The organism is Streptomyces sp. NBC_00310 (genome assembly GCF_036208085.1).
Lineage (GTDB): Bacteria > Actinomycetota > Actinomycetes > Streptomycetales > Streptomycetaceae > Streptomyces.
The window spans coordinates 698,796-711,011 of the sequence record NZ_CP130714.1 but is presented as its reverse complement, the minus strand read 5'-3'; the positions used below and the strand labels follow the sequence as shown (position 1 = coordinate 711,011).

The 12,216-nt window shown below is 70.7% G+C and carries 11 protein-coding genes, 1 pseudogene and 1 riboswitch; of the genes and pseudogenes, 8 read left to right on the top strand and 4 right to left on the bottom strand.

Annotated features, from left to right (window positions below; translation table 11 throughout):
* Positions 1-6: 6 nt before the first annotated feature.
* Together OG202_RS03035 and OG202_RS03030 are read right to left on the bottom strand one after the other, a co-directional pair.
* Positions 7-483: an energy-coupling factor ABC transporter substrate-binding protein gene (locus tag OG202_RS03035; protein WP_327731585.1), complete on the bottom strand. Its 477-nt coding sequence runs from the start codon at positions 481-483 to the stop codon at positions 7-9.
* Complete coding sequence (locus OG202_RS03030; RefSeq protein ID WP_327731586.1) at positions 480-1,202, bottom strand: energy-coupling factor ABC transporter permease; 723 nt, start codon at positions 1,200-1,202, stop codon at positions 480-482. Before OG202_RS03030 ends, OG202_RS03035 begins: the two co-directional genes overlap by 4 nt.
* 30 nt (positions 1,203-1,232) lie before the next feature.
* Positions 1,233-1,416: riboswitch (cobalamin riboswitch) on the bottom strand.
* Positions 1,417-1,632: 216 nt separating this feature from the next.
* On the opposite strand from OG202_RS03030, the gene OG202_RS03025 reads away from it, so the two are divergent.
* The 3 genes and pseudogenes from OG202_RS03025 to OG202_RS03015 all read left to right on the top strand — a co-directional run bounded on the left by OG202_RS03025 (position 1,633) and on the right by OG202_RS03015 (position 4,896).
* Positions 1,633-2,373: a DUF1775 domain-containing protein gene (locus OG202_RS03025; protein WP_327731587.1), complete on the top strand. Its 741-nt coding sequence runs from the start codon at positions 1,633-1,635 to the stop codon at positions 2,371-2,373.
* Positions 2,374-2,622: 249 nt separating this feature from the next.
* Positions 2,623-3,668 (top strand): annotated as a pseudogene (locus OG202_RS03020) (HoxN/HupN/NixA family nickel/cobalt transporter).
* 109 nt (positions 3,669-3,777) lie between these two features.
* Positions 3,778-4,896 (top strand): substrate-binding domain-containing protein, encoded by a 1,119-nt coding sequence (locus OG202_RS03015; protein WP_326585105.1) that lies wholly within the window; start codon positions 3,778-3,780, stop codon positions 4,894-4,896.
* Here the strand turns inward: OG202_RS03015 and OG202_RS03010 are convergent.
* Positions 4,853-5,347 carry a MarR family winged helix-turn-helix transcriptional regulator gene (locus OG202_RS03010; protein WP_327731589.1) on the bottom strand — a complete coding sequence of 165 codons (495 nt, stop codon included), beginning with the start codon at positions 5,345-5,347 and terminating at the stop codon, positions 4,853-4,855. The two genes, OG202_RS03015 and OG202_RS03010, sit on opposite strands and share 44 nt — an antisense overlap.
* 260 nt (positions 5,348-5,607) lie before the next feature.
* Between OG202_RS03010 and urtA the strand changes: the two genes are divergently transcribed.
* The 5 genes from urtA to urtE all read left to right on the top strand — a co-directional run bounded on the left by urtA (position 5,608) and on the right by urtE (position 10,599).
* Entirely contained in the window at positions 5,608-6,861 is a 1,254-nt protein-coding gene (gene urtA / locus OG202_RS03005; RefSeq protein WP_326585107.1) for an urea ABC transporter substrate-binding protein, read from the top strand.
* Between the two features lie 210 nt (positions 6,862-7,071).
* Positions 7,072-7,956, top strand: a complete 885-nt coding sequence (gene urtB, locus OG202_RS03000) for an urea ABC transporter permease subunit UrtB (RefSeq protein WP_326585108.1) — start codon at positions 7,072-7,074, stop codon at positions 7,954-7,956.
* Entirely contained in the window at positions 7,953-9,113 is a 1,161-nt protein-coding gene (gene urtC, locus OG202_RS02995) for an urea ABC transporter permease subunit UrtC (RefSeq protein ID WP_327731590.1), read from the top strand. Before urtB ends, urtC begins: the two co-directional genes overlap by 4 nt.
* Positions 9,110-9,901: an urea ABC transporter ATP-binding protein UrtD gene (urtD, locus tag OG202_RS02990; RefSeq protein ID WP_327731591.1), complete on the top strand. Its 792-nt coding sequence runs from the start codon at positions 9,110-9,112 to the stop codon at positions 9,899-9,901. Before urtC ends, urtD begins: the two co-directional genes overlap by 4 nt.
* A 5-nt stretch (positions 9,902-9,906) precedes the next feature.
* Complete coding sequence (gene urtE, locus OG202_RS02985) at positions 9,907-10,599, top strand: urea ABC transporter ATP-binding subunit UrtE (protein WP_326585962.1); 693 nt, start codon at positions 9,907-9,909, stop codon at positions 10,597-10,599.
* Between the two features lie 54 nt (positions 10,600-10,653).
* Here urtE and OG202_RS02980 read toward each other — a convergent pair whose 3' ends face one another.
* Complete coding sequence (locus OG202_RS02980; protein ID WP_327731592.1) at positions 10,654-12,012, bottom strand: MFS transporter; 1,359 nt, start codon at positions 12,010-12,012, stop codon at positions 10,654-10,656.
* Positions 12,013-12,216 lie beyond the last annotated feature (204 nt).

Here is a 12,216-nt window from a genome sequence, read left to right as displayed (position 1 = left end):
GGGGGATCAGACCCTCCCGGCGGGGGACTCCCCGGTACCACCGGACGAGCCTTCGTCACCGGCCGCGGCCTTGGGGGCCGTCGCGGCTGCCGTGGTGGCCGCGACCGTCGCGCTCACCGGGGTCGCCGAAGCCGCAGGGGCCGCCGTGTCGGTGTCCCCGGCCGCGTCCAGGTGCGCGCGGGCCCGTGCCTCGCCCTGGCGCCGGCCGCGGCGGATACCGAAGTAGTAGGCGAGGACGCCCGCGCCGAGGGCGGCCTGCAGGGAGAACAGCGCCGACTCGATCTCACCGGAGGGCGGCTCGTACAGGGGCGAGAACCACGGCTCGTAGTCCGGCTCGATCTCCGTGATCGCCGTCTCCGCCTCGCCGTCGGACCCCGTGAAGGGCTCCTCCTTGTGGTCGCCGAGGCCGAGGGCCAGCGGCAGGACGGCGAGCGCGGCCACGACGACCAGCAGCAGAAGGTTGATCTTCGTGTTCCGGTTCATCGGGCCACCGTCTCCGTCTCCGTCTCGGTCTCGGTCTCGGTCCGGTTCCGCTTTCCGCCGGTCAGGAGCACGCCGAGCCGGGTCAGTTCGCCCTTGCTCGACTGCACCAGCAGACGCATCACCAGCACGGTGAGGAGACCCTCGCTGACCGCGAGTGGGAGCTGGGTGACGGCGAAGATCGAGCCGAACTTGCCGAGCGCGCCCAGGAAGCCGCTGCTCGGGTCGGGGAACGCGAGCGCCAGCTGCACGCTGGTGACGCAGTAGGTGACCAGGTCGGCGACGAACGCGCCGAAGAACACCGTGACCATCAGCGGCACGTCGAAGCGCCGCAGCAGCCGGTAGACGGCGTAACCCGCCCAGGGGCCGGCGATCGCCATCGAGAAGACGTTGGCGCCGAGCGTGGTCAGACCGCCGTGCGCGAGCAGCAGCGCCTGGAAGAGCAGGGTGATGGTGCCCAGTACCGCCATGATCGGCGGACGGAACAGGATGGCGCCCAGTCCGGTGCCCGTGGGGTGGGAACAACTCCCGGTGACCGACGGCAGCTTCAGCGCGGACAGGACGAAGGTGAAGGCCCCCGAGGCACCGAGCAGCAGCGTGCTCTCGGGATGCTCCCTGACCTCACGGGTGAGTGAACGTACTCCGTGGACGATGAACGGCGCGGACGCTACGCCCCAGGCGATCGCGTGCGCCGGAGGAAGGAAACCCTCGGCTATGTGCATGGCTCAGCAGACCCTCTCCAGCACCTCGTGGATGGTTGACGCGCCTTGGCCGGTCTCCTGGCTTACGGGTACCACCGCCCGTGCTCCGCCTTCCCGGGTCACAAGGACCCAGTGGCTGCCCGCGAGGGCCGGAGCCGGACTTCCCGATCACAGTGGCGAGGGCCGCACCGGCATGACACCGGATTTCCCGTTCACCAAGGCGTGGTGACAGTAGTGCCCACATAAGGACGCTGACAAGCGGAGCCGAGGGGCGCGCGGGCGCCGTGCAACAGCTCACACCCCGGCGCACGCCTCGCGGACCTCACACCCCACGCGAGCGCACACGACGACGGCAGGTGGCCGGAACCGCTCGCACACCTGGTCGCCCTTGGCCACGGGTCCCGCCCTGCGCTTGAATTCATCCTTCACGCCGCCGGCACAGGGAGTCGCAGTGCACCGCCCGACCTTGATACACCGTTCGCGCCGTCTCGGCGTTCTCACCGCAGCCGCGTTCGCGCTCGCCGTCGCAGGCGCGGGCCCGGCCGCGGCCCATACGGAGGTCGAGGCGGAGGGTGCGCGTGCCCTGGACCAGAACGTCGAACTGACCTTCTTGGCGGAGTCGGAGTCCTCCGCCGCCGGCATCACCAAGCTGGAGGTGATCCTGCCCGAGGGCCTCGTCCCCGCCGACATCACCTACAAGGAGGGTCCCGACGGCTGGAAGTTCACCCCCACCGGCCGGGGCTACACCGTCTCGGGTGCGAAGCTCGCGGTGGGGGAGGACGCCGAATACGTCGTCACCGTACGGCAGTTGCCCGACGCCAAGTCGCTGGTCTTCAAGACCCTGCAGTCGTACAGCGACGGCAAGGTGGACCGCTGGATCGAACTGGAGGAATCCGAGGGGGACGGCCACGGCCACGGTCACCCGGCGCCCCGCCTGGACCTGAAGGCCGCGGCGCCCGGTGCCGAACTCGTCAGCCCCACCCCCTCGGCCGAACCCACGACGGCCTCCCCCTCGCCCTCGCCCGAAACGAGTGCCGAGGCCTCCACGCCGTCGGCCGAGCCCGCGGCGGACGGCACCGACGGGGACGACGGCCTCCCCGTCGCCGCCCTCCTCGGCATCGGCGCGGCCGTCCTCCTCGCGCTCGGCGGTGGGGTGTGGTGGTTCCGGTCCCGCCGGGGCGGCGCCGTCTGACAGGTCCGCCCGTGCGGGGCTCGTGCGACCGCACCGTCCTCCGGGAGACCCTGGCCTGACCGAAACGTGGCACGGGCTTTACTGCGACCTGCTTGCAGCTGCCAGCCCACCGCACCAGGCTGATGGGGTTCGACGACACGGACGCGGCACGACGAGTAAGGCGCATGCCCCATGGCTCCTGTTACCGACACCGCCCCCTCGGCCACCGCCGGGACGGGCGGTTTCCCCTGGCGTCGGATCCGCGCCTCGATGACACCCGCGGAGCGGGCGAGCCTGGGCGGGATGCCGGGCTCATCCTGGCGCTGCATCTCATCGGCTGGTTCACGCTGGTGGTGATCGTCGCCCCCGAGCACTACGGCGTCGGCAGCAGGACCTTCGGAATCGGCATGGGCGTCACCGCCTACACCCTGGGCATGCGGCACGCCTTCGACGCCGACCACATCGCCGCCATCGACAACACCACCCGCAAACTGATGGGCGAGGGGCAGCGCCCGCTGTCGGTCGGCTTCTGGTTCTCCCTCGGACACTCGTCGATCGTCCTCGCCCTCACCTTCCTGCTCACCCTCGGCGTCAAGACGCTCGCCGGACCGGTCCGGAACGACGACTCCGCACTGCACGACATCACCGGCTGGATCGGCACCACCGTCTCGGGGACGTTCCTGTACGTCATCGCGATCATCAATCTGGTGATCATGGTGGGCATCTGGAAGGTGTTCCGCGAGATGCGCTCGGGCGCCTTCGACGAGGCCGCCCTGGAAGAGCGGCTGAACAGCCGGGGCTTCATGAACCGGCTCCTCGGACGGCTGATGAAGTCGATCACCAAGCCGTGGCAGATGCTCCCGCTGGGCCTGCTCTTCGGACTCGGCTTCGACACGGCGACCGAGGTCGCGCTCCTCGTCCTGGCCGGTTCGGGCGCGGCCTCCGGGCTGCCCTGGTACGCGATCCTGTGCCTGCCGATCCTGTTCGCGGCCGGTATGTCCCTCCTGGACACGATCGACGGCTCGTTCATGAACTTCGCCTACGGCTGGGCCTTCTCCCAGCCGGTCCGCAAGGTCTACTACAACCTGATCATCACCGGCCTCTCGGTGGCCGTCGCCCTCGTCATCGGCACGGTCGAACTGCTCGGCCTCGTCGCCGAGAAGGCGCGTCTGCACGGCACGTTCTGGGACCGGGTCTCCGGCCTCGACCTCAACACCGTCGGCTATGTCGTCGTCGGCCTGTTCTTCGTCACCTGGGCGGTCGCCCTGCTGGTGTGGAGGTTCGGGCGGATCGAGGAGAAGTGGACGACGGGCTGAACACCCACCCGCGCCCCAACCGCGCCCCGCCCATGGCCTCGGCATACGAATCGGTCTCGATCCGTGGCACGACCTGGGGCGCCGATGACGATCACGCCATCATGAGGCCATGAACCGGCCACCGCACCGCCTCCACACCCCCGACTGGTGCACGGCCGACAGTTCGACCCTGAACGTCGCGCTGGTCTATCCCATGCAGGGGCCCGCCGGGATCTTCGGCCCCACCTGCGGGGCGTGCGCGCGGCTGGCCGCCGAGGAGGTCAACAAGGCCGGGGGAGTACTGGGCAGGGAGCTGCGGCTGATCGAGGTCGACGGCGGGGCCGAGCCGTGGCGGGTCGCCGAGGACGTCGAAGCCCTGGTCGCCTCGGGCGCGGTCCAGGGCGTCACCGGCTGGCACATCTCCTCCGTCCGGCAGGCGCTGGCCCCACGGATCGCGCACCGGGTGCCGTACGTGTACACGGCCCTGTACGAGGGCGGGGAGCGCACCGAGGGCGTCTTCATGACGAGCGAGACCCCGTCCCGGCAGCTGCTGCCCGCCATGCGGCTGCTCGCCGAGTCCCGGGGCGTGCGCCGCTGGTTCGTCGTCGGCAACAACTACGTGTGGCCCCGGCACACCGCCCGGTCGGCCCGGGGCTACGCCCGCGAATGCCGGGGCCGGGTCTGCGGCGAGGCCTATCTGCCGCTCGGCACCGAGGACTTCGAGGACGTCCTGCGACGCATCGAGCGCGCCGACGCCGACGGGGTCCTGATGCTCCTGGTCGGCAGCGACGCGGTCCGCTTCAACCGGGCTTTCGCCGCCTCCGGCCTCGACCAGCGGTGTCTTCGGCTGAGCACGCTGATGGACGAGAACATGCTGATGGGAAGCGGCCCCGAGGCCACCCGCGACCTCTACAGCACCGCCGGGTTCTTCGCCTCGCTCGCCGACCGGAACACCCTGGACTTCCACGGCCAGTACGCCGGACGCTTCGGCCTGGAGGCGCCGACCCCGGGCAGCCTCGGCGAGTCCTGCTACGAGGGTGTCCTGCTGCTCGCCGCGCTCGTCGAGCGGGCGCGCGCCCTGGACGTGACCGCGATCGGGGCGGCCGCCGACACCGTCTCGTACGAGGGGCCGCGCGGCCTGCTGAGCCTGGACGGACGGCATGTGCGCCAGCGCATCTACCTCGCGCAGGCGGACGGCTACGACTTCAACGTCCTCGCCCAGTTGCGCGCTCCGTACGACCCGCGCTGACCCTGCCCTGACCGTCGGCGCTCCCGCCGCCCTCCAGGGTCCGGGCCAGCCGGTCCAGCAGGAGTCCCAGCCGTCTACCATCCTCGTCGGTGAGCGGCGCCTCCAACTCGGCCCAGTCGGCGCGCACTTCACGGGCGAGCAGCTGCCATCGCCCCATACCGCGCGGCGTGAGGTGGGCGAGGACGCGGCGCCGGTCGGCGGGGTCGACGCGGCGGAAGACCAGGTTCTGGTCGACGAGTTGGTCGATCAGCTTGGTCAGGCTCGGCGCCGGCAGGAAGGCGTGTTCGGCGAGGGCCGTCATGTTGTGGCCCTCTCCGTCGGAGAGCAGGTCGAGGACCCGCCACGCCTCGACGGAGCAGTCGAACTCGTCGAGCACGGACTGGACTCGGCGCACGGACAGGCGCTCGGCACGGGTCAGCAGATGGAGCAGTTCCTGCGGCCGCCTCGCCATCGCTCTCCTCAACTCGCGTTCACACGACCCCGCGACGGGGATGCCCGGAGCCTACCTTCGACCACCGCCCACCTGACTGCGGAAACCAGGAAACATATCCTTTCCGAGGGAAGTAATAAAGCTTTCTCGGCCTCGGAAAATACTTCCCCTGGAAACTGTTCTTCAATTGCCTTGAAACGCGAGGGAAACAGTTCCCTCGCAGGCTGTGGTCGCACTTCCACTCCTCTTCGCAACGCCCCTCGCGGGCAAGGAGGTATTGCATGTCCGGCCTCAGTATGAGCAGACGCGGTCTCCTCACGGGCGCGTCGGCGCTCGGCGCGACCGCCGCCCTCAGCGCGTGCGGCGCCAAGACCGGCGGCGACACGTCGTCGGCCGCCGGAGCACAGGCGGACACCTCCGGCGACACCGTCAAGGTGGGTCTGCTGAACTCGCTCTCGGGCACCATGGCCATCAGCGAGGTCACCGTCCACAACGCGCTGCTGCTCGCGGTGAAGGAGATCAACGCCGCCGGCGGTGTCCTGGGCAAGAAGCTGAAGCCCATCAGCCAGGACGGCGCCTCCGACTGGCCGACCTTCGCCGAGAAGGCGGAGGCCCTGATCACCGACGACAAGGTGGTCGCCACCTTCGGCTGCTGGACCTCCGCCAGCCGCAAGGCCGTCAAGCCGGTCTTCGAGCGCTACAAGTCGCTCCTGTTCTATCCCGTGCAGTACGAGGGCCTGGAGCAGTCCCCGTACATCTTCTACATCGGCGCCACCACCAACCAGCAGATCGTCCCGGCCCTCGACTACCTCAAGAAGCAGGGCCTGACGCGGCTGTACCTGGTGGGCAGCGACTACGTCTTCCCGCGCACCGCCAACAAGATCATCAAGGCGTACGCGGAGGCCCAGGGCATGAAGGTGGTCGGGGAGGACTACGCGCCGCTCGGCTCCACCGAGTTCAGCACGATCGTCAACAAGGTCAAGGACGCCGGCGCGGACGCGGTGTTCAACACGCTCAACGGCGACAGCAACGTGGCGTTCTTCAAGGAGTACAAGTCCGCCGGGCTGACCGCGAAGAGCCTGCCGGTGCTGTCGGTGTCGATCGCCGAGGAGGAGGTCAAGAGCATCGGCACGCCGTACCTGGAGGGCCAGTTGACCGCCTGGAACTACTACGAGACCACGCCGGGCGCCGCCAACACCGAGTTCGTGGAGGCCTACCAGGCCGCGTACGGCAAGGACAAGCCGACGAGCGACCCGATGGAGGCCGCGTACATCTCCGTGTACCTCTGGAAGGAGATGGTCGAGAAGGCCGGCTCCTTCGACGTGGCGAAGGTGAAGAAGGCTTCCGCGGGCATCGAACTCGACGCACCCGAGGGCAAGGTCACCGTCGACGGGGCGACGCAGCACGTCTACAAGACGGCCCGCATCGGCAAGATCGGCTCGGACGGCCTGATCGAGGAGGTCTGGAATTCCGGCAAGCCGATCAAGCCGGACCCGTATTTGAAGGGGTACGACTGGGCGGCCGGTCTCTCGTGAGTCCGCGGGCCCGGTGGGGCTTCTCGCGCAGTTCCCCGCGCCCCTGAAAAGCAGGGGCTGCGCCCCGTGCTTTTCGGCCCGCAGGCCCGCCGTCTTCCAGGCCCGCAGGGCCTGGTCTTTCAGGGGCGCGGGGAACTGCGCGACCAGCCCCCACCGGACCCGCACCCGCCGACGCACCCCCGCCCCCCACCCCCGCCCCGGAGCCGCTCAATGACGGTCGTCCTCAATCAATCCTTCACCGGCATCAGCATCGGAGCCGTCCTCCTGCTCATCGCGCTCGGCCTGACCCTCACCTTCGGGCAGATGGGCGTGATCAACATGGCACACGGCGAGTTCATCATGGCCGGCGCCTACACCACGTACGTGCTGCAGAAGTCCATCAGCGGCGCCGGCGTCTCCCTGCTCCTCGCCCTGCCGCTGGCCTTCCTCGTCGCCGGAGCCATGGGCGCGCTGCTCGAATGGCTGCTCATCCGGCGCCTGTACACCAGACCCCTGGACACCCTGCTGGTCACCTGGGGTGTCTCCCTGATGCTCCAGCAGCTGGCCCGTGACGTCTTCGGCGCCCCGAACGTCCAGACCCGCGCCCCGGACCTGCTCACCGGCAACATCTCGGTCGGCGGCGTCACCTTCGCCACCAACCGGCTGTTCATTCTCGGCCTCGCCCTGCTCTGCGTCCTCGGCCTCACCCTGATCCTGCGGCTCACCCCGCTGGGCCGCCGTATCCGGGCCGTCGTGCAGAACCGGGACCTCGCCGAGGTGTCCGGCATCGCGACCGAGCGGGTGGACCGTACGACGTTCTTCATCGGCTCGGGCCTCGCGGGCGTGGCCGGAGTCGCGCTCACCCTGGTCGGCCCGATCGGCCCGACGATGGGCACCAACTACATCGTCGACGCCTTCCTGGTCGTGGTCGTCGGCGGCGTCGCCCAGCTCAAGGGCGCCGTCATCACCGCCTTCGCCCTCGGCGTCCTGCAGTCCGTACTGGAGTACTCCACGACGGTCAGCGTCGCCAAGGTCGTCGTGCTCGTGGCGATCGTCGCGTTCCTGCAGTGGCGACCCCAGGGCCTGTACACCCTGCGCACCCGGAGCCTGGCATGACGACGACAACGTCCCCTCCCGAGAAGACGGCCCCCCTGGCAGAGCCCTCGGTCTCTCTCCTGGACCGCTTCCGCGTGCCCGGCGCCTTCCTGCTCGGCGCCGTCCTGCTGTTCGGCGTCGCCCCGCTCGCCCTCTCCGACTTCCGGCTCAACCTCCTCGCCAAGTACCTGTGTTACGCGATCGTGGCGGTCGGCGTGAGCCTCGCCTGGGGCCGCGGCGGACTCCTCGTCCTCGGCCAGGGCGTCTTCTTCGGCCTCGGCGGCTACGCCATGGCCATGCACCTCAAGCTCGCCGACGCCGCCGACACCGGCCAGACCCTGCCCGACTTCATGCAGCTGTACGGCACCGGCGACACCCTGCCCTGGTGGTGGCAGCCGTTCGCCAACCCGCTCTTCGCCCTCGCCATGACCGTCCTGCTGCCGATGGCGGTCGCCGCCCTGCTCGGCTTCTTCGTCTTCCGACGCCGGGTGAAGGGCGCGTACTTCGCGATCCTCAGCCAGGCGCTGGCTGCCGCCCTCGCCATCTGGCTCGTCGGCCAGCAGGCCACCACCGGCGGCACCAACGGCCTCACCGACATGCGGGGCTTCTTCGGCTACGACCTCAACGACCCGGTCAACCAGCGGATGGTGTACTTCGTCATCGCCGCGGTGCTCCTGCTGCTGATGGCCGCCGCCCGGCAGCTGTTCGTCAGCCGCTACGGCGAACTCCTCGTCGCCGTACGGGACTCCGAGGAGCGGGTCCGCTTCCTCGGCTACGACCCCGCCAACGTCAAGCTCGTCGCGTACGTCGTGGCGGCCGGCATGGCGGGCCTCGCGGGTGCCCTCTTCGTCCCGGCGGTCGGCATCATCTCCCCGGCACTGATCGGCATCGTCCCGTCGATCGGCTTCGTCATCGGCGCCGCGGTGGGCGGCCGGGCCTCGCTGGTGGGTGCCGTACTCGGCGCGATCGCGGTCGCCTGGGCGCAGAGCACCCTCTCCGACGCCTTCCCCGCCGCGTGGACCTACCTCCAGGGCCTGCTGTTCGTCCTCGCGGTCGGCTTCCTGCCCGGCGGCCTGGCGTCCCTGGCGAGCGTGGTGCGCAGGCGCCGTACCCCCACGACCACGACGACCACGGACGTGAACCCGACCACCCCGGCCCCGACAGGAGGAACGGCATGAGCGGCGAGGGACTGACGGTCCGCGACCTGCGGGTGACGTTCGACGGCTTCAAGGCCGTCGACGGCGTCGACCTCGACATCCGCCCCGGCGACCTGCGCTTCCTCATCGGCCCCAACGGCGCGGGCAAGACCACCCTCGTCGACGCCGTCACCGGACTGGTGAAGTCCACCGGATCGGTGCGCTTCGGCGGCGAGGAGCTCATCGGCAAGCCGGTGCACCGGATCGCGCGCCGGGGCATCGGCCGGACGTTCCAGACGGCCACGGTCTTCGAGGAGCTGACCGTCCTGCAGAACCTCGACATCGCGGCGGGCGCCGGACGCGGCCCGCTGATGATGCTCCGGCGCCGCACGTCCGTGCCGGAGGCGGTGACCAAGGCGCTGGAGACGACCGGTCTGACGGAGCTGCGCGACCGCCCGGCGGGTGTCCTGGCGCACGGCCAGAAGCAGTGGCTGGAGATCGGCATGCTGCTCGTCCAGGACGTGAAACTGCTGCTGCTCGACGAGCCGGTCGCCGGTATGAGCCACGACGAACGCGAGGCCACCGGCGAGCTGTTGCAGCGGGTCGGCGAGGACCACACGGTCGTCGTCATCGAGCACGACATGGACTTCATGCGCTCCTTCGCCCGCAGCGTCACCGTCCTGCACGCCGGCAGGGTCCTCAGCGAGGGCTCCGTCACCGAGGTCCAGGCCGACGCCAAGGTCCAGGAGGTCTACCTCGGCCGCGCGTCCGAGCCCGAACCCGCCGCCGGACCGGTCGCCGCTCCCGTACCCGTCGCCGAGGAGGCGTGACCCCCATGCTGGAGATCAACTCCGTCCAGGCCGGCTACGACCGTACGACCGTGCTGCACGGCGTGACCGTCTCCGTCCCGGGGGACGGTGTCGCGACCGTCCTCGGCCACAACGGCGCCGGCAAGAGCACCCTCCTGCGCGCCGCCATGGGTCTCATCAAGCCGAAGGGCGGGACCGTCCTGCTGGACGGTGAGGACATCACCCACCTCGCCCCGCACCAGCGGGTGGCCAGGGGCATGGCGTACGTCCCCCAGGGCCAGCAGTCCTTCCCGCACCTCACCACCGCCGAGAACCTGCAGCTGGTCGCCGACGGCCGCCCGGACGGCAAGGTGGCCGTCGCCGAGGCCCTGGACCTGTTCCCCGTCCTGCGGGAGCTGTCCGGCCGTCGGGCAGGTCTGCTCTCCGGCGGCCAGCGCCAGCAGCTCGCCCTGGCCCGCGCCCTGATCACCCGCCCCAGGCTTCTCCTCCTCGACGAGCCGACCGAGGGTATCCAGCCCTCCGTCGTCGCCGAGATCGAGGAGACGATCCTCGCCCTGACCGGCCGTGGCGGCCTCTCCGTCCTCCTCGTCGAACAGCACGTGGGCTTCGCCATGCGGGCGGCCGAGCGGTACTACGTGCTGGAGGCGGGCCGGGTCACCTCCTCGGGAGCGGGCGGAACCGGGGCCGAGCAGACGGTCCGGGCGGCGCTCAGTGTCTGACGGCTCGTCGTCGTCCACAGGGCCCGCCGATACGGCCGGCCCTGTGGCCCCCTTCTACCTGGCGTGCAGCCCGTCCGTGAGGTGGCCGTGGCTGTGCCGCCAGCCCGTCGGCACACGCCGGGCACCCGCCAGATGGGGGTGACCGAGAGGAAGGTCCGCGTGCACGTGGACCGCCGGAGCGGGCACCGCGTGCACGTCGTCCGTCGAGCGCGCCGGCCATAGCCGTACGGCCAGCAGCGCCGCACCCAGGGCGATCGAACCCAGGGCGAACACCGCCCAGTTGAGCCCGGCCGCCGCACCCAGCCAGCCGGCCAGGGGGTACGTCAGCAGCCAGCAGCCGTGCGAGAGGGAGAACTGCGCGGCGAACGCGGCCGTACGCTCCCCGGGCGCCACCGAGCGGCGGACGAGCCGCCCGGTCGGGGTGAGCACCGCCGAGCACGCGGCACCGAACGCGGCCCAGAGGACCAGCAGGAGTGGCAGCCGCCAACTCCCGTCCCGCGCGGCCGTGACGGCCCCGAGCCCGGCGAAGACGACGGTCAGCGACAGCGCGCCCGGCAGCATCACTGCCCGGTCCGGCACCCGGTCCAGCAGACGCGGCAGCACCAGCGCCACGGCCATCGACCCGGCCCCGTACGCCCCGAGCGCCAGCGCCACGGTGCCCGCCGACAGACCGAACACATCGCGGACGTAGACGACGGAGTTCACCGTCACCATCGCACCTGCCGCCGCGACGGCGAGGTTCAGGGCGAGCAGGGCCCGCAGTTCGGGGGCGCGGAGGAAGAGACGGGTGCCGGCGGTGGCCTTGGTGTACGCCCTGCCACCGCGCGGGACGGTGGCGGCGGCCCGCGCGGGCAGGGCGGTCGAGACCACCAGCGCGGCCGAGGCGAGGAAACCGAGGACGGTGCCGGTGAACAGCCAGTTGTAGGTGACGACCGACAACAGGGCGGCCGCCAGCGCGGGGGAGAAGAGGCTCTCCAGGTCGTACGCCAGCCGTGACATCGACAGCGCCCGCGTGTAGTCGCGTTCCTCGGGCAGCACCTCCGGGATGACGGCCTGGAACGTGGGCGTGAACGCGGCCGAGGCGGACTGGAGGAGGAAGACCAGGACGTACACCTGCCAGACCTCGCCGACGAACGGCAGGGACACGGCGATCCCGGCGCGCACCAGGTCCGCCGTCACCATGAGGGCCCGGCGCGGCAGCCGGTCGGCGATCGCGCCCACGGCGGGGGCGATCACCACGTACGCCACCATCTTGATCGCGAGGGCCGTACCGAGGACGGAACCGGCGTCGGCGCCCGCGAGGTCGTAGGCCAGCAGCCCGAGGGCGACGGTTGCGAGCCCCGTGCCCACCAGGGCGATGACCTGGGCGGCGAAGAGGCGCCGGTAGGCGCGGTGGCGCAGGACGGCGAGCATACGGGCGGCTCCCCTCGGCGTGGCGTTCGGTGTCCGCACAGCCGAGTGTAGCCATCATGTGCGCAGATGCGCACATGATGGTTTGGGGCGCCCGAAGGCAAGCGGGGGCTGTGACAAGGCGGCTCCGCCGCGCGGGCGCGACGAGCCACGACGGCGCCGCGGCCGACGGACGGCGCCCCGCGGTTCGAGCGGAGCGCCTACGCT

Bases quoted from the DNA above. Each gene is read 5' to 3' on its own strand.
- OG202_RS03035 (WP_327731585.1), bottom strand. From the start codon at position 483: ATGAACCGGAACACGAAGATCAACCTTCTGCTGCTGGTCGTCGTGGCC.
- OG202_RS03030 (WP_327731586.1), bottom strand. From the start codon at position 1,202: ATGCACATAGCCGAGGGTTTCCTTCCTCCGGCGCACGCGATCGCCTGG.
- OG202_RS03015 (WP_326585105.1), top strand. From the start codon at position 3,778: ATGAACCGGCCACCGCACCGCCTCCACACCCCCGACTGGTGCACGGCC.
- OG202_RS03010 (WP_327731589.1), bottom strand. From the start codon at position 5,347: ATGGCGAGGCGGCCGCAGGAACTGCTCCATCTGCTGACCCGTGCCGAG.
- urtA (WP_326585107.1), top strand. From the start codon at position 5,608: ATGTCCGGCCTCAGTATGAGCAGACGCGGTCTCCTCACGGGCGCGTCG.
- urtB (WP_326585108.1), top strand. From the start codon at position 7,072: ATGACGGTCGTCCTCAATCAATCCTTCACCGGCATCAGCATCGGAGCC.
- urtC (WP_327731590.1), top strand. From the start codon at position 7,953: ATGACGACGACAACGTCCCCTCCCGAGAAGACGGCCCCCCTGGCAGAG.
- urtD (WP_327731591.1), top strand. From the start codon at position 9,110: ATGAGCGGCGAGGGACTGACGGTCCGCGACCTGCGGGTGACGTTCGAC.
- urtE (WP_326585962.1), top strand. From the start codon at position 9,907: ATGCTGGAGATCAACTCCGTCCAGGCCGGCTACGACCGTACGACCGTG.
- OG202_RS02980 (WP_327731592.1), bottom strand. From the start codon at position 12,012: ATGCTCGCCGTCCTGCGCCACCGCGCCTACCGGCGCCTCTTCGCCGCC.